This window comes from Aromatoleum evansii, from assembly GCF_045689615.1.
Taxonomy (GTDB): Bacteria; Pseudomonadota; Gammaproteobacteria; order Burkholderiales; family Rhodocyclaceae; genus Aromatoleum; species Aromatoleum evansii.
Map to the genome: position 1 here is coordinate 3564035 of NZ_CP141259.1, position 25655 is coordinate 3589689.

A 25655-nucleotide genomic window follows, 5' to 3' on the forward strand; every position below is an offset into this window, starting at 1 on the left:
TCCAACGCCACATGGCGGGATCCGCCTTCGGCTCCTCCCGCCCTACGACAGCGACCACGGCTCGCGGGCCTCACCCCTGCAGCCGGTACGCCTCGCCCTCGCGTTGCACCATGCCCAGCTCTTCCAGCGCCTCGATCACCGACAGCACGGCGGCTTTCGGGGAGCGTTTGAACTGGCTGGCGACCGCCTCCGGCGGCAGGCTTTGGCGGGCGAGCGCGGCGCGCACGGCGGCGACCTGTTCGCGCATGTTCTTCGGCCACGCGAGCTTGCTGGCGGGTGCTGCGGCGGGCGCGGCTTCCGCTTCGTCCGTTGTGCCGAGCTCGGCTTCGACCTGCTGCGGCGCGGTCGCGGCGCCGGGGTTCTGGTAGTCCGGACGCAGCCAGCGCACCAGCCCGCGCGCTTCCTCGGCGGCGCGTTGGGCGTTGAGCTCGACGAGACGGCGCAGCAGTTCTTCCTCGGCTTCCGCTTGCGCCTCGGGCTTGTCGGGCAGCGGGGTCGTCGCGCCGGGGCGGCCGACGAGGCTGGCGGCGAGGTCGCTCCAGCCGTAGGCGTCGAACACCGCGGTGTCGAGCGCGTCGTGCAGCTCGCGCAGCACCGACACCAGGCCTTGTTCGTGGATGAGCTTGTCCTTGGCGGATAGCGCCTCGCCACTGCGCAGCTTTTCGAGCACGTTGTACATGCCGGTGAGCGTGAGGTCCGGGTGCTGCGCCTGCTGGCGCTTGCGGTGGGCGTCGAGCTGTTCGGCGAGCTCGCGGATGCGGGTTTGCTGCTCGGGGGTAGCGTCGGGGAAGGGGAAGGTTTCGAAGCAGGACCCGTTCTGCCAGCGAGCGTCATTTCCCAGTCCCATGCGGCCGCCTTGCGACAACGACCAACAGACATGAATGCGACTGCTCAACGTTCCAAGAATCAGCGGATCGGAGCTTGTCACTGCGGCCATCGACCCGTCTACCAACGTATTCCGCGTCGTCAGGAACGCAAAAAATCGATGCTTCGACACCTCGCTGGTAATAATCGAGCACTCAAGACCCACCTGCGCTGCGCGCATGTCACCCCGCGCACGACCGAAGACCCACCAGTTCTCCCGAAAGAAGCGGTCATTGCTTTGATCGCGGAGCGGCTTCACGTCGGTCAGCACCTGCTGATAGCCGGGGGGAAAACGGAGAGATGCTTCCTGCGCTGAGAGGCTGAAAAAATCTATGCAAAAGCGGGGTTCGCGGCCCTTGGTAAGATCTGTGCCGGCGATCAATTGCGGCAAATAAGTCGCCCAATCGGCATTCTCAGCAAGCCACTTCTCGCGTTTCTCGGGTGTAACCAAGAATCCGTTTCCCACAAGCTTGACGCCCTGAAACACCAGTCCGCAGTTGCTCCGCAGCGATTGGGCTCTATTTACTGCGGCGCCAACCCGAAGATTTGCGTGGATAACTCCACTTGCCTGTCCGAAGCGCACTTCGTGTGCGTCGTCGCCAGACTCGGTCTCCTCGATCACCCGCAAAATCCGGCCTTCTGGTTGCCCGGCAGCGGCGACTGTCATCGCAATACGGACCGCAGCCCCGTCACTTGCATCGACCCAAGGATGGTCGGGAATCGCGACAACCAGCCCCACGTCGTTCGCGAGGTGCGGCTCAAGAATCTGACGGTTTTTCGTTTGCGTTATGCTGTTTGTCGTGATGAAGCCGAACCGTTTTGCCCCGCGGCGCGTTACCGATTCGGCTGCGATGTGCCACCAGTACATGACGAAATCACAAGCAGGCAGCTCTGGATAGGCGTCGCGAACAGCGTCCACATAGCCACTTCCTAGCGCATCGCGCATACGCTTTTCGCCGATGAATGGCGGATTCCCCACGATGTAATCCGCCAGCGGCCATTCCGCCTTCCTCGGATTCACGTATCTCACCTGCACCGTCTGCGCCGTCTCGTCCGGGATCGGTTCGCCGGTGATCGGGCTCGCCTTGTACGTGACGCCGTCCCAGCGCGTGACCGGGCGGCCGGCCTCGTCGGTGACGAACTCCTCGCGCTCGTAGGCGATCAGCGCGTCGCGGTGCTCGATGTTGCGGAAGTCGCGCAGCACCGGCTCGGGCGGGTTCACGCTGCCGTGTGTGCGGAAGTGCCATTGCAGGTAGCCGATCCACAGCACCATCTCGGCGATCTTGGCGGCGCGCGGGTTGATCTCCAGGCCGAGGAACTGGTGCGGGTCGACGGTGACGCCTTCGAGTTCGAGCAGGCCCTGCGATTCGCCGAGGTCGTGCAGCAGGTTGAGCACTTCGCCTTCGAGGCGCTTCATGTGCTCCAGCGTCACGTACAGGAAGTTGCCGCTGCCGCAGGCGGGGTCGAGCACGCGCACGGCGCACAGGTGGCGGTGGAAGGCGCGAATCTCGGCGACGGCGTCCTTGTGCTTGCCCTGCTGCTCGAAGGCGAGCGCGGCGGTCTGCACTTCGCGCCACTCGGCGCGCAAGGGCTCGATGACGGTGGGCAGCACCAGGCGTTCGACGTAGGCGCGCGGGGTGTAGTGGGCGCCGAGCTTGTGGCGTTCGCGCGAGTCGAGCGCGCGTTCGAGCAGGGTGCCGAAGATGGCCGGTTCGACGTAGCGCCAGTCGGCCTGCGATGCCTTCAGCAGCAGTTCGAGCTGGTCGCGGTCGAGCGGGATCGCGGTGGCGTCGCTGAACAGGCCGCCGTTGAAGCGCAACACCTTGCCGCGCAGGATGGGCGAGAAGCCGCCGACGTTCATGTTCTGCCACAGGTGTTCGAGCATCGGCGCGAAGGTGAGCGGCGAATCCTTCAGGCTATGCAGCAGGTCGGTGAAGCTACGCACGGGCAGCAGGCCGACGTCTTCGGCGAACATCGTGAACAGCGCGCGCATGAGGAAGCCGGCGACCTTCTGCGGCGCATGGCCGGCCGCTTCGAGCGACTTGGCCAGCGTGGCGAGGCGGTCGGCGATCTCGCGCGTGACGCGCGCCGAGCGCCGCGCCGGGTCGAGGCTCTGCGGATCGAGCCAGACGGCGCGCAGGCGCTCGCGGATGTCTTCGCGGCGCAGGTCTTCGAGGCGGATGCGGTGGCTGCGTGGATCGGGGAAGGGCGTGTAGGTGGCGCCGGAGCGGCTGAATTCGGCGTACAGCTCGATGTTGCGGCCGACGTCCGTGACGAGGATGAAGGGCGGGCGGCCCTCGTCGGCGGGCAGCGCGCGGGCGTACTGGTCGGCCTGGTTGTGGGCGCGCAGCATGGCCTTGTCCCAGCCGGAGGAGTCCAGCGTCTTGCCGGTCTGCTTGGCTTCCAGCACGAAGCTGCCGCGCCGGTAGAGGTCGATGAAGCCGTTGTTGGCGCCACCGTCGGCCTGGCGCATGACGACGCGGCGCTCGAACACGTAGGCGTTGTCGCGCGTGTCGTCGCCGGCCGGCTCGGGCTGCGGCAGGTCGAGCAGCGCGCACAGCTCGGTGAGGAAGAGCTGGTAATTCGCGCGCTCGCTCCCGCCGCTGCCGTGCCAGCGCTGGATGAAGAGGTCGACTGCGGGTGTGGTCACGAGGAGGCGTCCGGATCGGCGAAACGGTCGATTCTAACCGCTCGGGGCGGCGCGGGCATGACCAGGGGATGATGCGCTTCGCGTGTGTTTTGATCGAGGCGCGCTGCTGTCGTAAGATCAACTCATTCACTGCTGACGCGAGCCTCATTGAATGGCCATGGATCGCGATATCCAGACCGCGCATGACATCATTCGGAGCCTCCTGCCCGCCGATCACGCACGCCTGTGGCTCTTCGGATCGCGCGCGCGCGGCGATGCGCGGCGCTGGTCGGACATCGACATCGCGGTGGAGCCGCTGACCGAGCTTCCCGCCGGCACGCTCGCCGAACTGCGCGAACGTCTCGTCGAATCCAGCATCCTTCTGGACGTCGATCTGATCGATCTGTCGCAGGCCGGCAAGACCTTGCGCGACGCGATCAAGAATGAGGGAGTCGCATGGACCGATTGACACACCGGCTGGAACAGGCGGCGCGTGCCCTGGCTTCGCTGGAGCAGCTCGCCGGCATCGCGTCGCCGAGCCTGATCGAACGCGACGCGGCGATCCAGCGCTTCGAATACACCGTCGAGGCGTGCTGGAAAGCGGCCCGCGGCGTGTTGTCCGAGCGCTACGGAACCGAACTCGCCAGCCCGAAGCCGGTTGTCCGCGCCTGTGCGCAGAATGGACTCATGACCGAAGACGACGCCCGCGCCGCAATGGACATGATCGACGACCGCAATCTCACCTCGCACACCTACAACGAGGAACTGGCGATCGCGATTTTCAGCCGCCTACCGCTCCACGCAGGGCTGTTGCGGCGCTGGCTGCAAGCACTCGCCAACTCGAGCGCATAGACGATCATTTGTGTGTGAAGGCACGGACTCGTAGGGCGGGAGGAGCTGAAAGCGGATCCCGCCAATCGAACGCGGGAAGCAACTCCAAGGCCGTTGTGGCGGGATGCGCTGCGCTCCTCCCGCCCTACGTTCCTGCGCCCTCAGCCCGCGCTCAGCGCGATGACGTCCGCGTGCGCGCCCACGCCGAGGCGGTGCAAGGTGTCGGGCGACAGCAGCAGGCGGTCCGCATCCGCGACGCCGCTACCCAGACACATGCGGAAATCCCCACCGTTGCCGGCCGCGAGCCACCACGCGTGCGCGGCGGCGCCGGGATCGCCCTCCTCTGCGGCTAGGATGCGGCTGCTGGCGACACCGTTGAGCGTGCGCGTGTGCGCCTCCAGCACCATGCCCGCATCGAAGATGTCCACATGGTTCTCGAAGTGGAAGCCGTCCTGCTCCAGCAGCGGCACGAGTCCGGCGACGACCGGGTGAATGCCGCCGACGGTGGCCTGCGCCGATTCGGGCAGCAGGCTCAGGTAGACCGGATGCTTGGGCATCAGCTCGGCGATGAAGGCCTTGCGACCCTGCGCGACGAGGCGCTCGGCGCCGCGCTGGTCGACCTTGAAGAAGTGCCGCCCGACCGCTTCCCAGAACGGCGAGGTGTCGTCGGGACCGCGCACGCCGTGCATCTCGATGATGGTGCGCGGGGCGAATTCGGCGAGCCGGCCGGCGATGAAAAGCTGCGCCGCCTTGGTCAGCAGCGCCGCGCCGCCCATGCCGCGCGCGTCGCGGCGCACGTACAGGCTGTGCAGTTCGCTGCAGCCGGTGAGGTCGTTGCACAGGTACAGGACGTCGTGGCAGCGCCAGGACTGCAGGCGCGAGCTGGAATGGACGATCTTGCCCAGGCGGTAGTCGTAGAACGGCTGGTCGAGGCCGATGCTGCACACGAGCTGCACGCAGCCGGCGACTTCGCCGCTCGCGCAATCTTCCAGCAGCAGCATGTAGCCGCGCTCTGCGTCGCTCGCCTTGCCGGCCAGGCTGCGCTCCACCCGCTCCAGCGTCGCGCGGCTGGCCTCGGGCGATTCGGCATGGCGCTCGAGCGCGCCGTCCGCCTCGATCACGAGCGCATGGAAGGCCGCGGCGTCGTCCGCACGCGCGACGCGCACGATGAAGCGTCCGGCGGAAGCGGGAAGGGAAGCCTGTTCATGCCGGGACACAGCACACCTCGTCGTCGTCGATCAGTTCGAGCCGGCTCGCCGCATCCGCGGTCGTCGCGAGGCGGCCGTCGGGGCGCCGCAGCGCGGGCGCGAGCACGGCGCGGAAGCGGCTCGCTTCCCCGTTCGCAAGCAGGCATTCGGGTTCGCTGCGCCCGATGGCGCCATCCACCACCAGCGGAAGCTGCTGCGCGACGCGGATCGAGCGCGCCAGCCCGCGCTTGACGCAGAAGGTCGGCCCGCCGTCGAACACATCCACGTAGCGTTCGGCCTCGAAGCCCTCGTCGATCAGCAGGCCGTAGGTCGGCATGTAGCCGGCGCGGGTCTGGCCGAGCACGTTCTGCGCGCCCTCGGGGAGCAGCGGCACGTAGATGGGATGGTGCGGCATCAGCTCGGCCATGAAGCTGCGGTCCTTGCCCAGCGCCAGCCGCTCGGCCTCGCGGTAGGAGACGCCGAAGAACTTGCTGCCGACGGCGGACCAGAACGGCGATTCGCCCTCGTCGTCGACCATGCCGGGCAGCGGCGCGATCAGGTCTTCGGCAAAGCGCCCGGGGTGCGCCGCAATGAAGGCCAGCGCGGCCTGCACGAGCGCGCGCTCGACACGGGCGCGGCGGCCATCATGGGCCACCAGCGGCGGGCGCAGCAGCGTGAAGCCGGAGAGCTCGTGGCTGAGCGTCAGCGCATACATGCGGTGATTCACGCCCAGCTCGGGCGAGGCATGGATGATGGTCTCGTTGCGGAAGGAGTAGTCGGCGCCGGGATAGCCCGCGGCGGCGGCGACCAGCATCGCACCGACGAGCGCACCGTCGTCGGTGGCGACGAGCAGGTACTGCTCCTCGCCGGGGAAGTCGATGTCGGCCGCGAACGAGTCCTCGCTCAGCGCGATCAGGCGTTCGAGCAGCCTGGGGTCGTTCGGCAGCGAGACGTCGGGTGCGCCGGCGCGCGCCGCGGTCTCGGCCAGGGCTTCCAGGTCGGAAAGCCGGGCGGGGCGGATCGTCAGCATGAGGGCTCCGTGGGGGGCGTGCCGGCGGCGCGGGTTTCCGTTGCCTGGCTGCCGGTGAGCGTGGCGCGCGAGCGGTCCTCGCGCGGCGTGATGCCGAAATGGGCGCGGTAGGCGGTCGCGAAGTGCGAGCCGGACGAGAAACCGCAGGACAGGCCGATCTGCACGATGGACTGCTGCGTGCGCACGATGAGCTGGCGCGCGCGCTCGAGCCGCAGTTCCTGGTAGTAGCGCGACGGCAGGATGTCGAGGTTCTGCTTGAACAGGCGCTCAAGCTGGCGGCGCGAGATGCCCACGCATTCGGCGATCTCGTCCGAGCCGAGCGGCTCCTCGAGGTTGGCTTCCATGACCAGGAGCGCCTCGGTGAGCTTCGGGGGATGCTGCGAGATGCGGCTCGTCGCCGGCACGGCCTGTTTCTCGTGGCCGGGGCGGATGCGGTCCAGCCCGAGTTGGCGTGCGACGTCGTCGGCGAGCCGCGGCGAGAGCTGCTGCGCGATGACGTACAGCATCATGTCGAGCGTCGCCTGGCTGCTCGAGGCAGTGAGGCGGTCGGCGTCGATCTCGTACAGGGTCGCGCACAGCACCAGCTCGGGATGGCGCTCGCGGTAGAGCGTCATGTCCTCCCAGTGCACGGCGACACGGCGGTTTTCCAGCAGGCCCGCCGCGGCGAGCCAGCCGGCGCCGCCGCGGTTGCCGCAGAAGGCGGCGCCGACGCGCGCGATGCGCTTCAGTTGCGAGACGATGTCCGCCGCGTTGGCGCCGGGCTGGTGCAGGTCCGAGGCCACGACGAGGGCATCGCAACGCACCAGCGACGAGAGAGCCCCGCCTACCGACAGGCGTCCGCCGCCCGGCAGTGCGACCGGGGCGCCGTCGGCCGAGACGAGATGCACGGCGTAATAGCGCTGCCCGCCCACCCGGTTGGCCTCGACGAAGGGGTCGACGATGGCGCCCAGGGTGCCGAGCGACACCGGCGGTAGCAGCAGCACGGCGACATCGAGCGGCGGTGCACCGCGCTCCGCGTCGACGGGTCGGTCCCAGCGCATCGTGGCCGCCCCTTGGCTGCGCTCGTCCGCCGACGCGAACGCGCGATTACTTCAGGCTGCCCGACAGGAACTGCTGCAGTCGCTCGCTCTGCGGGCGCACCAGCACTTCCTTCGGATTGCCCTCCTCCTCCACGCGGCCGCGATGGACGAAGATCACGTGATTGGAGACTTCGCGCGCGAAGCCCATCTCGTGCGTGACGACGAGCATGGTCCGCCCCTCCTCGGCGAGCGAGCGCATGACCTTCAGCACTTCGCCGACGAGCTCCGGGTCGAGCGCCGAGGTCGGCTCGTCGAACAGCAGCACCGAGGGTTCCATCGCCAGCGCACGCGCGATCGCGACGCGCTGCTGCTGGCCACCGGACATGTGGGCCGGATAGGCATTGCGGAGATTCCACACGCCCACGCGCTCGAGGTAGCGCTCGGCGCGCTCCATCACCTCGGCCTTGGGGATGCCCAGCACGTGGATGGGCGCCTCGATGACGTTCTCCAGCACCGTCATGTGGCTCCACAGGTTGAAGTGCTGGAACACCATCGACAGCCGCGTGCGGATCTGCTGCAACTGCTTCGGGTCGGCGACGACGAGGTCGCCCTTGCGGTTGCGTGTCAGGCCCACTTCCTTGCCGCCGACGACGATGCGGCCGGAGGTGGGGTTCTCGAGGAAGTTGATGCAGCGCAGCCAGGTGCTCTTGCCCGAGCCCGAGGAACCGATGATGCTGATGACGTCGCCCGAGTTCGCGGACAGCGACACGCCCTTCAGCACCTCGTTGTCGCCGTAGGACTTGTGCAAGTCTTCGACGCGGACCTGTTCGACGGTAGCGGTCTGGTTCATTGCGTTTCCTTGCGTGACGGCGGGCCCAGCGCTTCTGAGCACGTCCTGCCTGGCACGGGAGTTGTGCGTATCATCGACGCTGATCCGTCCGAGAGTCGCGGTGTTATTCATCATTATGCCTCCAGTTTCTTTCCGGCCTTGCGCGGCGCGAGATGCGCGAGCCAACGGCCCTCGGCGTACTTGAACAGCCCGACCAGCACGAAGGTGAGCACGAGGTAGACGAGGCCGGCGAAGACGAAGGCCTCGAAGGGTGCGAAATGGCGCGAGTACACGTTGCGCGCGGCGCCGGTGATGTCGACCAGCGTCACCGCGCTGGCAATCGCCGAGCCCTGCAGCATCAGGATCACCTCGTTGCTGTACGAGGGCAGCATGCGGCGCAGCGACGACGGCAGCACGATGCGCTGCAGCGCCTTGTACCGGCTCATGCCCATCGCCTTGGCGGCCTCGATCTCGCCGTGGGGCGTGTTGCGCATCGCGCCGGCGATGATCTCGATGGTGTAGGCGCAGGTGTTGAGGCCGAAGGCGAGCAGCGCGCAGAAGAAGGGTTCGCGGAACAGCAGCCAGAAGGGATGGCCCGCCTGCCAGGCGTCCTGCATCCACTGCCACTGGCCGGCGCCGTAGTAGATCAGCAGCAGTTGCACGAGCATCGGCGTGCCGCGGAAGAAGTAGGTGTAGGCCGCGACCGGGCCGCTCACCCAGCGGTTCTTCGACACGCGCGCCACGGCCAGCGGCACGGCACCGGCGAAGCCGGCCAGCAGCGCGATGCCGGTGAGCTGCAGCGTCATCAGCAGGCCGCGCCAGAACTCCGGCAGGCTGGTGGTGATGACCTGGAAATCGAACAGTTCCATGATGGCTCCGTCAGACGTTGGCTTCGCGCACGCCCACGTTGTAGCGCGTGGTCATCCGGTTGAGGACGTAGCCCGACACCGCCGTCATCGCGAGGTAGAGCGCGCACACGGCGAGGTAGAAGGTGAAGGGCTGGTGCGTCGAGCGGCCCGCCTGGTCGGCGAGCGAGGTCATGTCGGAGAGGCCGATCATCGAGACGATGGCGGTGCTCTTCAGCAACACGAGCCAGTTGTTGCCGATGCCGGGCAGCGCAAAGCGCAACATTTGCGGAAACATGATCCGGCGGAACACCTGCCAGCCGGTCATGCCGTAGGCGCGCCCGGCCTCGAGCTGGCCCGCGGACACGGAGAGGAAGGCGCCGCGGAAGGTTTCGGTGAAGTAGGCGCCGAAGATGAAGCCGATCGTCAGCACGCCGGCGACGAAGGGGTTGATCTCGATGAACTCCCACTCGAAGTAATCGATGACCTCGTTGAGCAGCAGCTGGCCGCCGTAGAACACCAGCAGCATCATCACGAGATCGGGCACGCCGCGCACGATCGTGGTGTAGAGCATGGTCCACAGGCGCAGCGGCAGCAGGTTCGACAGCTTGCACGCGGCCCCCAGCAGGCCGCTGGCGACCGCCAGCACCAGCGACAGCAGCGCCACCTTGAGGGTGACCCACGCGCCGCCGAGCAGGCTGGGGGAGTATTCGATCAGGGCATCCATCGCTCAGAGCCCTTGAATAAATCTACTGCGCTGGTCGATTGCTGCGTTGCTCACTCTCTCACTCCTCGCCTATCTATCTGATATGTCTCGTCGTTCGCTCGGTCATTTGCCAACTGAGGCCTTGCACTCGACCATGCTCGCAACGATTTCTTCAAGGGCTCGCCCTGACTCCGGGAAAACGGGAAAAGAAAAAGCGCCGCTTGCGGGTGCAATCCGGCGCTTCTTTCCTGGCGGCGATCAGTTGCCGTAGATGTCCATCGGGAAGTACTTCTTGCGGATCTCCTCGTACTTGCCGTTGGCGCGGATGGCGGCGAGCGCCTTGTTGAGCTGCGCGGTCAGCTCCTTGTCCTTCTTGCGCACGGCGATGCCGATGCCCTCGCCGATCACGCCCTTCTCTTCGGCGTTCTTGCCGAACAGGCGATCGCCGGCGACGTCGTAGCCCTGGCCCTCGGGCTTGGTGAGGAAGCCGCCGTAGGCTTCGAGGTAGTCGGCGAACGCCGCATCCAGACGGCCCGACTTCAGGTCGAGGTAGGCTTCATCCTGCTTGGCGTAACGGACCAGCTCCGGACCCTTGCCTTCCCAGTACTTGGTGGCGAAGTTGTCCGACACGGTGCCGCGCTGCACGCCGACCTTCTTGCCCTTCAGCGAGGCGGTGTCGGGACGCAGCGGCGAGCCGCTCTTGGCGATCAGCGCCAGCGGCGAGGCGTAGTACTTGTCGGTGAAGTCGACCTTGGCCTTGCGCTCCTCGGTGATCGACATCGACGCGATGATCGCGTCGAACTTGCGCGCGACCAGCGCGGGGATCATGCCGTCCCATTCCTGCTTCACCCACGTGCACTTGGCCTTCATCTCGGCGCACAGCGCGTTGCCGATATCGACGTCGAAGCCCTGCAGCGAACCGTCGGCGGCGGTGATGTTGAACGGGGGGTAGGCGCCCTCGGACGCCAGGCGGATCTCCTTCCAGTCCTTTGCGAAGGCGCCGCCCGCGGTCAGGGCGAGCATGGCGAAGATCAGTGCAGTCTTTTTCATCCGGAATTCCTCATGAGTTCTTCACAGCGGCTTCGCGCCCGGGGTCGGGGCGCAGGAAAGACCACGACAACATTGGATCAACAACAGTAAACGCTGCGCATGGTGGCAAAAAATCCCCCGCACCTCAATGAGGGCTCTCCACCGTTTTTGCAGCGCAGTATGTTTGCGCGGCGAAATCGCCAATCCGCGCAAAGCCTCATTGCTACAAGGCTCTCACCTTGTCAATCCGGCACATCCGCAGGCGCGGCGTCCGCGCGGGAGGGGGCAAAGCTGATAGCAAATGTCGCAAAACTGTCACCACGGTCGCGACTGTCCCGGAAAAAGCCGTTGAATTCGCGGGTTTCACGGCGAGATGAGGGAGGTACGCAACTTGCTGGCCTCGGACTGCAAGTTGCCAGTAAGCTGTTCGTTATATAACCCCATAAATAATTCCTATAAAACAACTGACTTACCCCGATCCGAGATGGTTCAAATTCTGGAGACAAGAGTCGGCGAACTGGTCAACGGTTCGCCGGTGGCAACCTTCGTCATAGACGGCGAGCACCGCGTCCGCTACTGGAACCATGCGTGCGAGCTGATGCTGGGCGTATCCGCGGAAGAGATCGTCGGCACGACGGAGCAGTGGCGCCCCTTCTACGCCGAGCGCCGTCCCGTCATGGCCGACCTGGTCGCCTCGGGATGCATCGAGATGCTCATCCCGTCGTACTACGCGGGCAAATATCGGCCGTCGAAGAGCATCCCCGGCAGCTACGAGGCGGAGGACTTCTTCCCCCACCTCGGCGAGGGCGGGATGTGGCTGCATTTCACCGCGGCGCCGATCCGCAACGAGCGCGGCTGCGTGATCGGGGCGATCGAGACCCTGCAGGACATCACCGAGCGCAAGGAGGCGGAGCGCCGCCTGCAGGAGCTGCTGGACGAGCAGCGCGTGATCTTCGACAACGCGCACGTCGGCATCGCCTATATCCAGGATCGCGTGATCCTGCGCTGCAATCCGCGCATGGCGGAGCTCTTCGGCTATGCGGGACCGCAGGACCTGGTCGGCCAGAAGACCGCGATGCTCTACCCGTCGAACCGCGACTGGCGCGAGAACGGCATCCGCCTCTATCACCGGCTCGAAGCACAGGGTTTCAGCGAGGACGAGGTGCTGCTGCAGCGGCGCGACGGGCAGCAGATGTGGTGCTACCGCATCGGCCGCCCGCTCGACCCCCAGCGCCCCCACGGCGGTTCGATCTGGGTGTATTCGGACATCGACGCGCACAAGCGACAGCAGCGCCAGCTCGAACTGGCGGGCACGGTGTTCGAGAACAGCAGCGAGGCGCTGATGATGTGCGATGCGGAGAACCGCATCATCAGCGTGAACTCGGCTTTCACGCGCATCACCGGCTACGCCGCGGCGGAGGTGATCGGCCGCACGCCCGCCCTGCTCAAGTCCGGGCGCCACGACGGCGAATTCTATCGCCGGATGTGGGAGATCCTGCTGGCGGAGAACCGCTGGGAGGGCGAGATCTGGGACCGCCGCAAGAACGGCGAAATCTATCCCAAACGCCTGTCGATCTCCGTCGTGCGCGACGACGCCGGGCGCGTTGCGCACTTCGTCGGGGCCTTCTCGGACGTGACGCGGCGCCGACAGGCGGAGGAGCGCGTGCGCTTCCTCGCGCGCCACGACGCGCTCACGGGGCTGCCCAACCGCAGCCTGCTGCGCGAGCGCTTCGCCCAGGCCGCCGAGCATGCCCTGCACACCGGTCACCACCTCGCCCTGCTGTTCCTCGACCTCGACCATTTCAAGCGCGTGAACGACTCGCTCGGCCATCCGGTGGGCGATGCGCTGCTGATCGCCGTGGCCGACCGCCTGCGCCATGCCCTGTACGGCAGCGACATGATCAGCCGCCTAGGGGGCGACGAGTTCGTGATCCTGCTGGAACACGTTCCCAGCCCCGAGGACGTCGTGAGCGTCGCCCGCAAGATCGAGGCCTGCATGGAGGCGCCGGTCGAGATCGAGGGCCAGGTGCTGAGCATCGGCGGTTCGATCGGGGTGGCGGTCTTTCCCGGCGACGGGCGGGATTTCGACACCCTGCTGCAGAAGGCCGACACGGCGATGTATCACTCGAAGGAATGCGGACGCGGCACCTTCAGCTACTTCGACGAGAAGATGAACGCCAAGGCGGCCGAACGCCTGGTCCTGCACGGCCGCCTGCGGCAGGCGCTGGGGCGCGACGAACTCGGCCTCGTCTATCAGCCGCAGGTCAATCTGCGCACCGGGCGCGTATTCGGCGCCGAGGCCCTGCTGCGCTGGACGCCGCGCGACGGCGAGCCGGTGAGCCCGGCCCGCTTCATCCCGGTCGCCGAGGAAAGCGGCCTGATCCTGCCCATCGGCGAGTACGTGATCCACGAGGCCTTCCGCCAGGCGCGGTGCTGGCGCGATGCGGGGCTGCCCATGCAGGTGAGCATCAACGTGTCGGGGATACAGATCTACCGCTCGGACCTCATCGCGACGCTCGCTGCCGTACAGCGCGATACCGGCGTGGCGCCCGGCATGATCGAGCTCGAGCTCACCGAATCGACCCTCATGGAAGACGTGAACGCGGCGCGCGAAGTGCTCGACGCGCTGAAACGCGCCGGCTACGGCCTCGCGATCGACGATTTCGGCACCGGCTACTCGAGCCTGGCCTATCTCAAGCGCTTCCCGCTGAACAAGCTGAAGATCGACCGCTCCTTCGTGACCGACGTATGCAGCAACGCGGAAGACAGGGCGATCGCGCGCGCGGTCATCCAGATCGCCCGCTCGCTCAATCACCGGGTGATCGCCGAGGGCGTGGAAACCGTCGAGCAGGCGGCGCTGCTGCGCCGCCACGGCTGCCATGAGGCCCAGGGCTACCTGTTCGGCCGCCCGATGGCGGCGGATGAGCTGGCGGGACTGCTCGATGCCCCGGCCGCCGCGGCGTGGCACCAACTGGAGCGCGGCCCGGGAGGCGCCCGGAGGGCCCTGCACCCGCCGGGCTACGCGGCCAATTGAGACAGGGCAAGCTTCTCCCCGGAAGCTTGCCCTGCCTGCGTGGCTCGCCCGCCACGGGCGCCCGGAGTGCTGGCGCCCGGTGTGCCGCCGGGTGCTTACTCCATGTAGTGCCCGACGCCAATCAGCGAGCCGCCCTCGCGCCGCACGTAGGAGCGCTTCTTCTCGACGCGGTTGGTGACCGGATTGCGCCACACGTAATCGACGGTGGCTTCGTCGGCGGACTTCAGCTTCTCGATCATCTCGGCGACGATCTTGTGTCCCTCGGCATCCGCCAGGCCGCGCGCGTCGGTATCCGACAGCGCGGGATTCATGCCCATCGCCTCGAACTTGCCGTTGTCGATGTTCACCATGAACACGTAGAGGTCATCCTTGACGAAGGCGCCACGGCGGTCGTTGAAGGCGGCAGCGGCCTTCGCATGGCCGTCGGCGCGGGCAAGCGAGACGGCACGATCTAGCATCGCGCGGGCGTCGTCGGCGCTCGCACGCGGAGCCGAGTAGCCGACGCCCAGCACGTAGCCGCCGATCTTGCGCACGTAGCTCACCTTGGGCTCGACCTTGTTGGTCACGCGGTTGAGCCACATGTAGCGCACCGTCGCCTCGGGCGTCACGCGCGTGCTGTCGATCATCTCGCGGAACAGCGGGTTGCCCGCCGCGTCGGTGGTGTTCAGCACGGTGAGGCCGACGAGCGCCTCCGGCGCCGCGCCGCTCGCCTGGTACACGCCCTTGTCGTCGATCACGAACACGTACAGATCCTTGCGCACGAACTGGCCGCTGCGGTCGTTGAAGGCGGCGAAGGCGCGCTCCGGGCCGTTCGCTTCCATGTATTTGACCGCCTGCTCGAACAGCGTGCGGGCTTCGCGCGGAGTGCTGCGATCGACCGCCGTGGCGGACTGCGCGGCAAGGGCAAGCAGGGTCGCGGCGGCGAACGACTTCAGGGGGAGTTTTTTCACGTGCAGATCCTTTCGGGCGATATGCGGAAAAGCGGAATTTGAACCGTTGGCGAGATGGTCGGCTGAACCCGCCCGGGCGCCAGCGGGCAGGCCCAGGCAGGCTCAGCCGGCCACCCCGGCGAACCGGGGGGCTGCGCGCGGGACGGCACGACGCCGTCCCGCGATGCGCTTACGACTTGTGCAGCTTGAACACCCACACGGAACCACCCTGCTCGAGGAAGTTCACGCGCTTGGCGACGTCGCCGCCCCACAGCGGCACCGCACCGCCCCAACCCGAAACGACCGCGACGTACTGCTCGCCGCCGTCTTCCCAGGTGATCGGGGGCGCGATGATCCCGGAACCGGTCTGGAACTTCCACAGCTCCTTGCCGTTGGTCGCGTCGACCGCCTTCAGGTAGCCCTCGGGGGTGCCGTAGAACACCAGGTTGCCGCCGGTGGTGAGCACGCCGCCCCACAGCGGAGCGTTGTTCTTCACCTCCCACACGATCTTGCCGCTGACCGGATCGACCGCGCGCAGCGCGCCGATGTAGTCCTCGTTGAGCGCCTTGATCGTGAAGCCCGCACCCAGGTAGGCCGCGCCGCGCTTGTACGACACCGGCTCGTTCCAGATGTCCATGCCCCACTCGTTGGCCGGCACGTAGAAGTAGCCGGTCTTCGGGCTGTACGCCATCGGCATCTGGTTCTTGCCGCCGAGGAAGGACGGTGCGTTGAACACCACCTCGCCCTTCTTGCCGTCGCCGCCGCCTTCGGTGAAGGGGTTGCCCGGGCGCTTGGCGTCATCGTAGATCGGGCGACCGGTGTTCAGGTCGATGCCCTTGGCCCAGTCGATGCGATTGACGAACGGGAAGGCGTTGAGCAGCTTGCCGTTGGTGCGGTCATTGACGAAGAAGAAGCCGTTGCGGTCTGCCTTGCCGCCGGCCTTCACCATCTTGCCGGACTTCGGATCCTTGTACTCGAAGGACACGAATTCGTTCACGCCGTCGAAGTCCCAGCCGTCGTGCGGCGTGGTCTGGTAGTGCCACACGATCTTGCCGGTGTCGGGGTCGATCGCGACGGTGGAGGACGAGTACAGGTTGTCGCCCGGGCGCAGCCAGCTGTTCCACGGCGCGGGGTTGCCGGTGCCGATGAAGATCAGGTTCACGTCCGGATCGTAGTAGGCCGACAGCCAGGGTGCCGCGCCGCCGGTCTTCCACAGGTCGCCCGGCCAGGTGGCGTTGGTCGTGCCGCTGATGCCGTTCTCGACCTGCTTGCCTTCCTTGTCGTACTTGAAGCCCATGTGGCCTTCGACGACCGGGCGCGTCCACACCAGCTTGCCGGTCTTGGCGTCGCGCGCATCCACGCGCCCGACGATGCCGAACTCGCCGCCGGAGTTGCCGGTGATGACCATGCCCTTGACGATCTGGGGCGCGGCGGTGAAGGAATAGCCCGCCTTGTAGTCTTCGATCTTCTCCTTCCACACGACCTTGCCGGTGTCCTTGTCCAGCGCGACGAGTTGCGCGTCGAGCGTGCCGAAGATCACCAGGTTGCCGTAGATGGCGGCACCGCGGTTGATCACGTCACAGCACGGCATGATGCCGTCGGGCAGGCGGTGCTCGTATTTCCACAGCTTCTCGCCGGTCTTCACGTCGAGCGCGAAGATGCGGCTGTAGGAGGCGGTCACGTACATCTTGCCGTCGAAGATGATCGGCTGCGACTGCTGCCCGCGCTGCTTCTCGCCCCCGAAGGAGAACGACCACACCGGCACGAGGTTCTTCACCGTCTGCGGGTTGACCTTGGCCAACGGGCTGAAACGCTGCCCCTTGGTGCCGAGGCCGTAGGTCACGATCTGCGTGGTGTTGCCGGTGCCGTCCGCGAGGATGTCGGCGTCGGTCACCTCCTTGGCCTGCACGCTCCCCATGCTTGCCAGGGACAGCGCGAGGGCGGATACCGCGACCGACCAGCCTGCACGTTTCCGGATCTGCTCCATTTGAATCCTCCTTTTCGAATCTCGTCGTATTGTTGGAAACCGCCTCCCTGACCGGGCGACCGGATTCGGCTACAGGATTCGCAAAGGGCGTGCCACCGTGCCGCGCCCCGCGAAAATCCGCTCCGGTTCCTGAAACATGGCCCAAGGAACGGTTTTTTCAAGGCGCAATCGGAACAGCTAGCGATTTTCATTGCTCTGATTGACAGCACCTGTTCCATTTTGGAGCAACTACGGTCGACATCCTGCACAGATGCGCTGCTCCGCCGCGTGGCACATCCCTTGCTGATATCGTTGCACAAACAAGGAGGGCGGCATCGACCGCCCCCGCGGAGGAGACCGATGCGCAGTTCGACCCTGATCGTGCTGGCGATGTTTTGGCTGTACCCCTTGACGGAGGCGCCGGCCGCCCCCCCGGCCGTTGCCACGGCCGATGAGGCGGTCGCGGCGGACCCGCTCGACTCCGCGCGCTGGGGCGACATGGTGAAGACCTTCTTCCCGAACAAGCGCGTGGTGTTCGATGCACGCGTGAAGGTCGCCACCCCTGCGATCGCCGAGGACTCGCTCAACGTCCCGGTTTCCGTCGATGCGAGCGCGCTGCCCGGCGTGGAGGAGGTGCTCGTGTTCGCCGACTTCAATCCCATCCTCGCGGTGCTGCGCTTCGAGCCGAAGAAGGCGCGCCCTGCCCTCGGCTTCCGCCTCAAGCTGCAGCAATCCTCGCCGGTGCGCGCCGCCGCCCGCACTGCCGACGGCGTATGGCACGTCGGCGGCACGTGGATCACGGCGACCGGCGGCGGCTGCACCGCCCCCTCGACCGGCTCGGGCTCGCCCGAGTGGCAGGAGCGACTGAACGAGGTCAGCGGCCGCATCTTCCCGCGCATCGACGGCGGCGAACGCCTGCGCATGCGCGTGATCCACCCGATGGATACCGGCCTTGCGCCCGGCATCCCGGTATTCCACATCGAGGAGCTGACCCTCTCCGACGAATCGGGCGCCGAGCTGATGCACATCCGCGCCTACGAACCCGTATCGGAGAACCCGCTATTCACGATCGACATGCCCGGCGGGGCCGCCGCCGGCAAGCGCATCCGTGCGCAAGGCCGCGACAACAACGGCAACCGCATCGACGCATGGGTGACACAATGAGGCCGCCCGCCCTGCCGCGCGCACTGCTGCTCGTCGGCCTAGCGCTGACGCCCGCACCGACCTCGACCGCCGCCCCCCCTGCCGTTCCCGCGGTTCCCGACGCGGCGCACTTCGACTACCGCCTCGATCCGCGCGAAATCGCGCCCGGCGTGCACGTCTTCGTCGGCCTGCGCGAGGACTTCACCCCGGCCAACGGCGGCAACATCGTCAATACCGGCTTCCTCGTCGGCACGGACGGCGTCATAGTCATCGACACCGGCCCCTCGCGCCGCTACGGCGAGCAGATGCTCGCGGCGATCCGGCGCGTGACGGCGCTGCCGGTGGTGTTGACGATCAATACCCATCACCACCCGGACCACTTCCTCGGCAACCAGGCCTTCCCCGCCGCCACGCTCGCGGCGCTGCCCGAGACGCTGCGCGGCATCCAGAAGGACGGCGAAGCCTTCAACGAGAACCTCTACCGCATGTCGGGCGACTGGATGAAGGGCACCGAGCGCGTGACGCCCGCCCAGACGCTCGCGCCGGGCCGGCGCAGCGTTGGCGGACGCGACATCGAGATCGTCGCGCTCGACGGCCACACTCCGGCAGATCTCGTCGTGATCGACCACGCAACCGGCACCGTGTTCGCGGGCGACCTGCTCTTCCACGACCGCGCCGCGACGACGCCCCATGCGAACCTCGCACACTGGCTCGCCGCCCTCGACCGCCTCGAAACGATTCCGGTGAAACGGTGGGTACCCGGCCACGGCGACCCTGCGGGCGACGACGCACCGATCCGCCAGACGCGCAGCTACCTCGAATGGCTCGCGGCCACGATGCGCGACGGCGCCGAGTCCGGCCTCGACATGACCGAGATGCTCGCCCGCCCCATCCCGCAGCGTTTCCACGGCCTCGCCGAGGTGGAGCGCGAATACCGCCGCTCGGTCGTGCATCTGTATCCGGCCGAGGAACAGGCCGTGCTGGAGAAAGCCCGTGCGCGCTAGATCGACCACCCTCGGCACCCGTGTCGGCCTCGTGCTGGCCGCGGTCCTCGCGCTCGTGCTGCTCGCCGGCACCGGCTGGTGGGTGCGTGAGACGCGCAAGTCGATCCACGAAGAAGTGCTCGCCGCCAGCCACGTCGCGCAGCAATGGGTCGCGGTGCTCGTGTCCGAGACCCTGCGCGACCGCGCCGACGGCCCCGAGCGCCTGATGGCGCACCTGCGTGCGGTCGGGCGGCTGCGCGCCAACCAGCTCGAAGTGCACGCCCCCGACGGCGCCCGCATTTACGTGTCGCCCGAATCGACCTACAAGCCCGGCCGCTTCGCCCCCGACTGGTTCGCCGAGCGCATGACACCTGCGCTGCCCGTGCGCCACTTCGACGCCGGCGACCGCCAGATCGTGCTGCGCCCGGACGCCTCGCGCGCCGTGCTCGACGCCTGGGACGATCTCGCCGCCGGTCTCGGCACCGCCCTCGCGCTGCTGCTGGTGCTCGCACTAGCCGCCCGCCTCGCGCTGCACCGCGCGCTCGCGCCGCTGGCACAGATCGACGCCGCCCTCGCACGCGGCGCCGACGGCCGCTTCGATGTACGCCTGCCCGGCTACCGCGTCGCCGAGCTCGACCGGCTGGCCGCCAGCTACAACCGCCTCGCCGACACGCTCGACGACACCCGCGCGCACAACCTGCGCCTGGAGGAAGACCAGGCCTTCGCCCGTGCCGTTCAGGCCCGCCTCGAAGAGGAGCGCCGCTTGATCGCGCGCGAGCTGCACGACGAGCTCGGCCAGGCGATCACGGCGGTGCGCGCGATCTCCGGCGCCATCCTGCAGCGCAGCGACAACCATCCTCAGCTTCACGGCAGCGCCCAGGCCATCCTCGCGATGACGGGCCAGATGCAGGACGGCGTGCGCGCGATCCTGCAACGCCTGCGTCCCGCAAGCACCGGCGCCGGCGAGCTCGACCGCGCCGTCGCGGACTATTGCCGCCTGTGGTCCGGCCACCACCCCGACATCCGCGTCGACTGCCGCGCCGCCCCCGCCAGTGCGCCCACCAGCGAGGCACTGGGCCTCACCGTGCTGCGCCTGCTGCAGGAAAGCCTCACCAACGTCGCACGCCACTCGGGCGCCACGCGGGTCGAAGTGCGACTCGACTTCCAGCCCGGCGCCGTCGCGCTCGAAGTCTGCGACAACGGCCGCGGCCTGCCTTCCGACCCGCGCCCGGGCCGCTACGGCCTCACCGGCATGCGCGAGCGCGTCGCCGAGCTGCGCGGCGAACTCGAATTCGACACCGCCCCCGGCGGCGGACTGCGCGTCAGCGCCCGCCTGCCGCACTCCAACCCCCCCGAGATTCGCACCGAGGAAAGCCCCCATGGCCAACAGTCTTGAGAACCTCCGCCTCGTCCTCGCCGACGACCACGCCATCGTCCGCATGGGCTTCCGCATGCTGCTCGAAGGCGCCGGCGCCACCATCGTCGCCGAGGCCGACAGCGGCGAGGCCGCGATCGCCGCATTCGGCGAACACCAGCCCGACGCCCTCGTGATGGACGTGACAATGCCGGGGCTGGGCGGCCTGTGCGCCCTCGACCGCCTGCGCGCGCGCCACCCCGGCGCCCGCGTGCTAATGCTCTCGGCGCACGAGGACTCGCAGATCCCGATGCGCGCGCTGCGCTCCGGGGCCACCGGTTACCTCTCCAAACGCGCGCAGCCGCAGGAACTGGTGCGCGCCGTCGCCCAGGTCGCGCGCGGCCAGCGCTACGTCGACCCCGAACTCGCGCCGCAGCTCGCCCTCGCACAGTTCGGCGGCAGCAACGACCCCGCCGACGCGCTCACCGACAAGGAATTCGCCGTCTTCCTCGAACTCGCGAAAGGCAATTCCGTGACCCAGGTCGCCGATACGCACAAGCTCAGCCCCAGCACCGTCGGCACCCACCTCTACCACATCAAGCAGAAGCTCAACGCGGCGAATGCTGCCGAACTCGCCCTGATCGCCGTGCGCTCCGGCCTGATCGAAGCCTGAGCGGGCGCGCAAGACGACGTCAGGCTCGCGAGCGAATGCGCTTGTCGTCACCTGAGTTGCCGGATTGTTCGTGAAGGCAGGATTCCGTAGATACTGTTATCCGGGTCAATCGCGGTGGGAGGTAGGGCGGGAGGAGCCGGAGGCGGATCCCGCCGTGCGGCGGCAGGGTGCCTTCGGACATCGGATTGGCGGGATCTGCTTCGCTCCACCCGCCCTACGCGGGTTCGCGCGACGGCCACGCGTTAGCGCTTCGTCATCCAGTCGCAATGCCGACGTTGTAGTATGCTGGCACCTTCCCGTCGTATCGCGGGGCATTCCACCGCCGCCACGCCGGACCGCAAGAGTGACTTTGCTGCCAGCCCAGGACCATGTTCAGCTCACTGCGCAAGGATTTATCCCGGAAGTACTGCCCCCGGTTCGGCCAGATCGCCATCGAGCTCGGCTTCATCACCGAATCGCAACTCACCGACGCACTGGCCCGCCAGGTCCGCGAGGAACTGAGCGGCCAGGGCCACCGTCTGCTGGGGGCCATCCTCTTCGACACCGACGTCCTGACGGCTGCACAGGTCGAGCAGGTCACCACCGAACTGTTCCGGCGTCTGCGCGGTGCGGACACCGCGGCCAATGACTCAGCCCGCCGGCGCCGCTGCTGGAGCCCGCGCAACATCTGGTAGAACGGGTATCCGGACTTCCGGCCTGAAACGGGTCGACAAGGCCCGGACAGCGAAGATGAGGACGGATCAGGCGACGCCCGACCGGCCCCGACGCTCAATTCCTATCGTCGTTGCGATCCCACCAGGGGCGATCGCCGTCGTCACCCCGGCGGTCGCGCCGGCGATCGTCGTCGCGATCGCGGCGGCGCTCCTGCTCTCGTTCCCAGCGGCGCTCGTCGCGATCCCGGCGCCGATCATCGCGCTCGAAGCGCTCGTAGCGGTCGCCGCGCCACTCTTCCCGGCGCGCCTTGAAGCGGATTTCCCGCGGGTAGTGGCTGCGGGGCAGCTCCACCCACGGGCCCGAGCGCGAGCTGGCGTAGCGCCAGCGGGAATTCTCGTAGTAGTAGTAATAGCCGCGGTGATAGTAATACGGCTCCACGTCGAACTCGACGATCGCCGGCAGTGCCGGCGCCACGACCACCGCGCTGCGCGGTGGCGCGACGACGCACGCGCTCAGCACGAGAGCCGCGAGCGATGCAAGCACGAGCTTCTTGTACATGTGCATTCTCCCGAACGGATGACACCGCCGATCGCCGGGCGCCCGCATCGCTGCAGCCCGCCGGCAAGCCGGATCATTACGACCGGATATTATCCTCCTGCCCGAACCGATCGCACGTTTCCAATCGTCACGCCGTGCGCCGCGCCAGCAGCAGCAGGTTCCGCGGCGTGAGCGCGCGCTCGCAGAAGGTGCCCGCCTGCACGTGGAACCCGGCCGCCTCCAGCCCGAGCGCAAGGTCCATCACCAGCCAGACTTCGAGTGCGCGGCGGAAGGCATGCCGGACCACCTCGAGGCGGCGGACCTCGTCGCGGCGCCGCTCGCCGACGGCGAGCCAGTGATCCCAATCCACCGTCGCCGGCAGGCGCACGCCTTCGCGCACGGCCAGCGCGCGGCAGTAGTCGGCGAAATCGAGCGACAGCCACGACGCGGGCACCGGCTTGAAGCTGCGCACGGCCTCGCCCTCGAGCTCGTTGCGCAGCGCGACGAAGCCCAGCTTCCACGCCTGGTCGCGCGCCAGACGCCGACGCACGTTGCGCGGTGCGGTGACCGTCTCCGTGACCGCCAGCCGCAGCGCACGCTCATCGAGCGCAAGCGTCGCCTCGCGGCTCAGGGGCCGGTAGCCGTCCGCCGCTCCGAGGTGATAGCAGCACGGCGCAATGCGGTAGCTATGCGCATGATCGTGGGCGGCATGGCGGACCAGCGTGCGATGCAGCTCGCCGCAGGCATGCAGCGCGACGACAGCATGGCCGCGCACATGGCGGCGGGCGCCCTCGTCCAGCGCGTCGCCGCAGGTCACGCGCTGTTCCACCCCGCTTCCTTCGGCCAGCCGCTCGGCGGCGTGGCACAGTGCGGCATCGATCTCCAGCAGGCGCACCGGCACCCGGTCGAGGAGCGCCAGCCGGCGTCCGAGGTGCCCCTTGCCCGCGCACCACTCCAGCACCGGCGCAGCGGCGGCCGGCCCGTGTGCGGCGAAGGCCTCGATCTGCGCAAGCTTGCGGCCGGGGATGAACAGGTCGGCGCGCGGGTCGCGGGGCGGCAGGCCGCGCGGGGCAACCTCGCGCACGGCGCACAGCGCCTCCAGTCTTTCGGCCACGGACAGGCGCGGCGCGAGCCACGCGCGCACCGCGTCGGGATCGACAATGAAACGGTCGAGCGTCGCCTCGTCGAGCCCGAGCACCGCATCGGCGAGCGCCGGGTGTGCCTCGCACCAGGCAGGCCGCCGCACCTGGAACGGCGAGGGGCGCCAGAACGCCTCGTGTGCATGCAGCTCCGATTGCAGCTCGAGAAGGCGCTCGCGATGGTTCATGTGCTACGGCGGGACGTGATTGCGGAGACGCGAGTATCGCAAACTCCCGCGCCTCGCGGCCATGCCTGCGCGGTCTGCGCCTCATCCGATTGCCACCTGCGCGGCCGGCGAGTAGGCTCCGGGGAACCCGGAACGCAATCCGGAAGTCATTGCCACACGCCTGCGCCGCCTGCGGCGGGCGTTCGCGGACATCGTGATCGCCAGATGTCGCGTCGTCGCGCACGCATCGCGCGGCACGGATTCTCTCGCATCCCTCCACCCCACGAAGGAGCCCATCAATGAAGCTGTTCTTGAAACCCGGTGCATGCTCGCTGTCTTCCCATATCGTCCTCGAGGAAGCGGGCCTGCAGTACGAGACGGAAACCGTCGACCTGCAGAAGAAGGTCACCGCATCGGGGCAGGACTACTGGAAGATCAATCCCAAGGGGTACGTCCCCGCACTGCAGCTCGACAACGGCGACGTGATCACCGAAGTCCCCGCGATCGTCCAGTACCTCGCAGACCAGGTGCCGGCCAGGAAGCTCGCCCCGGCCAACGGCAGCATGGAGCGCTACACGCTGCAGGGCTGGCTCACCTTCATCGGCACGGAGATCCACAAGAACTTCAGCCCCTTCTTCAACCCGGCGACGCCCGCCGAGTGGAAGTCGATGTGCCGCGCGATCCTGGAGCGCCGCTTCGGCCACGTGGCCGACCAGCTCGCCGGCAGGGACTACCTGATGGGAGCCGACTTCAGCGTGGCCGATGCCTACCTGTTCACGGTGATGAGCTGGGCGAAATACATCGAGCTCGACCTGTCGCAATGGCCCTCGCTCGCCGCCTACCAGGCCCGCGTCGCCGCCCGCCCCGCGGTCGTCGCGGCGATGAAGGCCGAAGGGCTGCTGTGACGGCAATTAGAGTGGCATACAAATAGACGAGATCGGCTCGGGCATCAGGTTCCTCCCCCTTCAAGGGGGGCGGAACAGGGGTTTCGGCGAGGCGCAGCCGAGACTACCGGTCAGGAGGGGGATGGGTTTCTGTCGCGTGTGCATAACCCATCCCCACCCCAGCCCTCCCCTTGAAGGGGAGGGAGCATCTGCGCTGACCCAAGCTGCTATGTTGTATTTGGTTTAAGGGGCAACAAGGAGGGACAAGCCATGGATACGCGCCTCAATGACATCACCGTCGAACGCCTCGCCGGCGACAGCACGACGATGGGCGAATACGCCGGCAAGGTGCTGCTGATCGTGAATACCGCCAGCCAGTGCGGGTTCACCCCGCACTACGCCGGACTTGAACAGCTCTACCGGAAGTACCGCGAGCGCGGGCTGGTGGTGCTGGGCTTCCCGTGCAACCAGTTCGGTGCGCAGGAACCGGGCGACGCCGCCGAGATCGCCGCGTTCTGCGCGACGAACTACGGCGTCAGCTTCCCGATGTTCGCCAAGATCGAGGTCAACGGCGACAACACCCACCCGCTCTATGTGTGGCTGAAGGCGCATGCGAAGGGCGTGCTCGGCACCGAGGCGATCAAGTGGAACTTCACGAAATTCCTCGTCGATCGCAGCGGCACGCAGGTCGAGCGCTACGCCCCGATGACGCCGCCGGAAGCCATCGCCGACGACATCGAAGCGCTGCTCTGAGCACGCCGGGACTGACACCTTTGCTCACGATGAACCGGCAGCTACCCCCTGAATCGAAACATCCATAAACAACCAGCAGATCGTCCAGCCATGAAGACATTCGACCACGGCAAGCTCGACCGCATCGTCGCCGATGCCCGGCGCAACGCCGACACGCGCAGCGACGGCTACCGCGAACGCGCGCTGAAGATCTACCCATGGATCTGCGGCCGCTGCGCGCGCGAATTCACCGTAGCCAACCTGCGCGAGCTGACGGTGCATCACCGCGACCACAATCACGACAACAACCCGCCCGACGGCAGCAACTGGGAACTGCTGTGCATCTACTGCCACGACAACGAACACCAGCGCCAGCTCGAAGCGCAGGCGGGCAGCTCGATCCAGACGGAAAACGGCGCGGTATCGACGCACAACCCCTTCGCAGATCTGAAAGCACTACTGGCGAAAGGGAAGTGAGCCCGCCCGTGGCA

The 25655-nt window shown here is 67.5% G+C and carries 23 protein-coding genes; 11 read left to right on the forward strand and 12 right to left on the reverse strand.

Translation table 11 applies throughout. The annotated features are described in order from the left end of the window. Nucleotides 1–70: 70 nt before the first annotated feature. Nucleotides 71–3514, reverse strand: coding sequence for a class I SAM-dependent DNA methyltransferase (locus U5817_RS16695; protein WP_407278121.1), 3444 nt, complete (start codon nucleotides 3512–3514; stop codon nucleotides 71–73). 157 nt (nucleotides 3515–3671) lie between these two features. Between U5817_RS16695 and U5817_RS16700 the strand changes: the two genes are divergently transcribed. Continuing rightward, nucleotides 3672–3962 carry a nucleotidyltransferase family protein gene (locus U5817_RS16700; RefSeq protein ID WP_407278122.1) on the forward strand — a complete coding sequence of 97 codons (291 nt, stop codon included), beginning with the start codon at nucleotides 3672–3674 and terminating at the stop codon, nucleotides 3960–3962. After that, nucleotides 3950–4345 carry a nucleotidyltransferase substrate binding protein gene (locus tag U5817_RS16705; protein ID WP_407278123.1) on the forward strand — a complete coding sequence of 132 codons (396 nt, stop codon included), beginning with the start codon at nucleotides 3950–3952 and terminating at the stop codon, nucleotides 4343–4345. Before U5817_RS16700 ends, U5817_RS16705 begins: the two co-directional genes overlap by 13 nt. A gap of 140 nt (nucleotides 4346–4485) precedes the next feature. Here the strand turns inward: U5817_RS16705 and U5817_RS16710 are convergent, their stop codons facing one another. The 7 genes from U5817_RS16710 to U5817_RS16740 all read right to left on the reverse strand — a co-directional run bounded on the left by U5817_RS16710 (nucleotide 4486) and on the right by U5817_RS16740 (nucleotide 10990). Next, complete coding sequence (locus U5817_RS16710; protein ID WP_407278124.1) at nucleotides 4486–5541, reverse strand: arginine N-succinyltransferase; 1056 nt, start codon at nucleotides 5539–5541, stop codon at nucleotides 4486–4488. Then, entirely contained in the window at nucleotides 5528–6541 is a 1014-nt protein-coding gene (locus tag U5817_RS16715; protein WP_407278125.1) for an arginine N-succinyltransferase, read from the reverse strand. The genes U5817_RS16710 and U5817_RS16715 overlap by 14 nt, the downstream gene beginning before the upstream one ends. Then, nucleotides 6535–7581: a GlxA family transcriptional regulator gene (locus U5817_RS16720; RefSeq protein ID WP_407278126.1), complete on the reverse strand. Its 1047-nt coding sequence runs from the start codon at nucleotides 7579–7581 to the stop codon at nucleotides 6535–6537. Before U5817_RS16720 ends, U5817_RS16715 begins: the two co-directional genes overlap by 7 nt. Before the next feature lie 46 nt (nucleotides 7582–7627). After that, complete coding sequence (locus tag U5817_RS16725; protein ID WP_169128669.1) at nucleotides 7628–8410, reverse strand: ABC transporter ATP-binding protein; 783 nt, start codon at nucleotides 8408–8410, stop codon at nucleotides 7628–7630. Between the two features lie 113 nt (nucleotides 8411–8523). Further along, a complete protein-coding gene (locus U5817_RS16730; protein WP_407278127.1) occupies nucleotides 8524–9258 on the reverse strand; it encodes an ABC transporter permease in 735 nt (244 codons plus the stop codon). A 10-nt stretch (nucleotides 9259–9268) separates the two neighbouring features. Continuing rightward, complete coding sequence (locus U5817_RS16735; protein WP_169128659.1) at nucleotides 9269–9961, reverse strand: ABC transporter permease; 693 nt, start codon at nucleotides 9959–9961, stop codon at nucleotides 9269–9271. Between the two features lie 237 nt (nucleotides 9962–10198). After that, entirely contained in the window at nucleotides 10199–10990 is a 792-nt protein-coding gene (locus U5817_RS16740) for an ABC transporter substrate-binding protein (RefSeq protein ID WP_407278128.1), read from the reverse strand. A 463-nt stretch (nucleotides 10991–11453) separates the two neighbouring features. Between U5817_RS16740 and U5817_RS16745 the strand changes: the two genes are divergently transcribed. Then, nucleotides 11454–14003: an EAL domain-containing protein gene (locus U5817_RS16745; RefSeq protein WP_407278129.1), complete on the forward strand. Its 2550-nt coding sequence runs from the start codon at nucleotides 11454–11456 to the stop codon at nucleotides 14001–14003. 95 nt (nucleotides 14004–14098) lie between these two features. Here U5817_RS16745 and U5817_RS16750 read toward each other — a convergent pair whose 3' ends face one another. Continuing rightward, nucleotides 14099–14953, reverse strand: coding sequence for a cache domain-containing protein (locus U5817_RS16750; RefSeq protein WP_339380028.1), 855 nt, complete (start codon nucleotides 14951–14953; stop codon nucleotides 14099–14101). 169 nt (nucleotides 14954–15122) lie between these two features. Next, nucleotides 15123–16919, reverse strand: coding sequence for a methanol/ethanol family PQQ-dependent dehydrogenase (locus tag U5817_RS16755; protein WP_407278130.1), 1797 nt, complete (start codon nucleotides 16917–16919; stop codon nucleotides 15123–15125). 339 nt (nucleotides 16920–17258) lie between these two features. Here U5817_RS16755 and U5817_RS16760 point away from each other — a divergent pair, with 339 nt between their 5' ends. The 5 genes from U5817_RS16760 to U5817_RS16780 all read left to right on the forward strand — a co-directional run bounded on the left by U5817_RS16760 (nucleotide 17259) and on the right by U5817_RS16780 (nucleotide 21725). Further along, nucleotides 17259–18062 (forward strand): quinoprotein dehydrogenase-associated SoxYZ-like carrier, encoded by an 804-nt coding sequence (locus tag U5817_RS16760; protein WP_407278131.1) that lies wholly within the window; start codon nucleotides 17259–17261, stop codon nucleotides 18060–18062. Continuing rightward, the gene (locus U5817_RS16765) at nucleotides 18047–19045 is read left to right on the forward strand and encodes a quinoprotein relay system zinc metallohydrolase 1 (protein WP_407278132.1); all 999 of its coding nucleotides are present in this window, start codon (nucleotides 18047–18049) and stop codon (nucleotides 19043–19045) included. Before U5817_RS16760 ends, U5817_RS16765 begins: the two co-directional genes overlap by 16 nt. Beyond that, complete coding sequence (locus U5817_RS16770; RefSeq protein WP_407278133.1) at nucleotides 19035–20420, forward strand: ATP-binding protein; 1386 nt, start codon at nucleotides 19035–19037, stop codon at nucleotides 20418–20420. The genes U5817_RS16765 and U5817_RS16770 overlap by 11 nt, the downstream gene beginning before the upstream one ends. After that, on the forward strand, nucleotides 20404–21051 hold the full coding sequence (locus U5817_RS16775) for a response regulator (RefSeq protein WP_407278134.1): 648 nt from the start codon (nucleotides 20404–20406) through the stop codon (nucleotides 21049–21051). The genes U5817_RS16770 and U5817_RS16775 overlap by 17 nt, the downstream gene beginning before the upstream one ends. 368 nt (nucleotides 21052–21419) lie before the next feature. Further along, entirely contained in the window at nucleotides 21420–21725 is a 306-nt protein-coding gene (locus U5817_RS16780; protein WP_407278135.1) for a hypothetical protein, read from the forward strand. Between the two features lie 94 nt (nucleotides 21726–21819). Here the strand turns inward: U5817_RS16780 and U5817_RS16785 are convergent, their stop codons facing one another. Both U5817_RS16785 and U5817_RS16790 read right to left on the reverse strand, forming a co-directional pair. Next, the gene (locus U5817_RS16785) at nucleotides 21820–22263 is read right to left on the reverse strand and encodes a hypothetical protein (protein ID WP_407278136.1); all 444 of its coding nucleotides are present in this window, start codon (nucleotides 22261–22263) and stop codon (nucleotides 21820–21822) included. Nucleotides 22264–22390: 127 nt separating this feature from the next. After that, nucleotides 22391–23569 carry a methyltransferase gene (locus U5817_RS16790; RefSeq protein ID WP_407278137.1) on the reverse strand — a complete coding sequence of 393 codons (1179 nt, stop codon included), beginning with the start codon at nucleotides 23567–23569 and terminating at the stop codon, nucleotides 22391–22393. A gap of 278 nt (nucleotides 23570–23847) precedes the next feature. On the opposite strand from U5817_RS16790, the gene gstA reads away from it, so the two are divergent. The 3 genes from gstA (at nucleotide 23848) to U5817_RS16805 (ending at nucleotide 25641) form a co-directional block, all read left to right on the forward strand. Further along, entirely contained in the window at nucleotides 23848–24453 is a 606-nt protein-coding gene (gene gstA, locus U5817_RS16795) for a glutathione transferase GstA (protein WP_407278138.1), read from the forward strand. 249 nt (nucleotides 24454–24702) lie between these two features. After that, the gene (locus U5817_RS16800; RefSeq protein WP_407278139.1) at nucleotides 24703–25185 is read left to right on the forward strand and encodes a glutathione peroxidase; all 483 of its coding nucleotides are present in this window, start codon (nucleotides 24703–24705) and stop codon (nucleotides 25183–25185) included. A gap of 90 nt (nucleotides 25186–25275) precedes the next feature. Further along, a complete protein-coding gene (locus U5817_RS16805) occupies nucleotides 25276–25641 on the forward strand; it encodes a YajD family HNH nuclease (protein WP_407278140.1) in 366 nt (121 codons plus the stop codon). Nucleotides 25642–25655: the final 14 nt, after the last annotated feature.

Coding starts and splice junctions, on each gene's coding strand:
- U5817_RS16790 (WP_407278137.1), bottom strand. CDS start 23,569: ATGAACCATCGCGAGCGCCTTCTCGAGCTGCAATCGGAGCTGCATGCA.
- U5817_RS16760 (WP_407278131.1), top strand. CDS start 17,259: ATGCGCAGTTCGACCCTGATCGTGCTGGCGATGTTTTGGCTGTACCCC.
- U5817_RS16745 (WP_407278129.1), top strand. CDS start 11,454: ATGGTTCAAATTCTGGAGACAAGAGTCGGCGAACTGGTCAACGGTTCG.
- U5817_RS16700 (WP_407278122.1), top strand. CDS start 3,672: ATGGATCGCGATATCCAGACCGCGCATGACATCATTCGGAGCCTCCTG.
- gstA (WP_407278138.1), top strand. CDS start 23,848: ATGAAGCTGTTCTTGAAACCCGGTGCATGCTCGCTGTCTTCCCATATC.
- U5817_RS16705 (WP_407278123.1), top strand. CDS start 3,950: ATGGACCGATTGACACACCGGCTGGAACAGGCGGCGCGTGCCCTGGCT.
- U5817_RS16735 (WP_169128659.1), bottom strand. CDS start 9,961: ATGGATGCCCTGATCGAATACTCCCCCAGCCTGCTCGGCGGCGCGTGG.
- U5817_RS16765 (WP_407278132.1), top strand. CDS start 18,047: ATGGGTGACACAATGAGGCCGCCCGCCCTGCCGCGCGCACTGCTGCTC.
- U5817_RS16715 (WP_407278125.1), bottom strand. CDS start 6,541: ATGCTGACGATCCGCCCCGCCCGGCTTTCCGACCTGGAAGCCCTGGCC.
- U5817_RS16755 (WP_407278130.1), bottom strand. CDS start 16,919: ATGGAGCAGATCCGGAAACGTGCAGGCTGGTCGGTCGCGGTATCCGCC.
- U5817_RS16720 (WP_407278126.1), bottom strand. CDS start 7,581: ATGCGCTGGGACCGACCCGTCGACGCGGAGCGCGGTGCACCGCCGCTC.
- U5817_RS16800 (WP_407278139.1), top strand. CDS start 24,703: ATGGATACGCGCCTCAATGACATCACCGTCGAACGCCTCGCCGGCGAC.
- U5817_RS16775 (WP_407278134.1), top strand. CDS start 20,404: ATGGCCAACAGTCTTGAGAACCTCCGCCTCGTCCTCGCCGACGACCAC.
- U5817_RS16730 (WP_407278127.1), bottom strand. CDS start 9,258: ATGGAACTGTTCGATTTCCAGGTCATCACCACCAGCCTGCCGGAGTTC.
- U5817_RS16725 (WP_169128669.1), bottom strand. CDS start 8,410: ATGAACCAGACCGCTACCGTCGAACAGGTCCGCGTCGAAGACTTGCAC.
- U5817_RS16780 (WP_407278135.1), top strand. CDS start 21,420: ATGTTCAGCTCACTGCGCAAGGATTTATCCCGGAAGTACTGCCCCCGG.
- U5817_RS16740 (WP_407278128.1), bottom strand. CDS start 10,990: ATGAAAAAGACTGCACTGATCTTCGCCATGCTCGCCCTGACCGCGGGC.
- U5817_RS16785 (WP_407278136.1), bottom strand. CDS start 22,263: ATGTACAAGAAGCTCGTGCTTGCATCGCTCGCGGCTCTCGTGCTGAGC.
- U5817_RS16805 (WP_407278140.1), top strand. CDS start 25,276: ATGAAGACATTCGACCACGGCAAGCTCGACCGCATCGTCGCCGATGCC.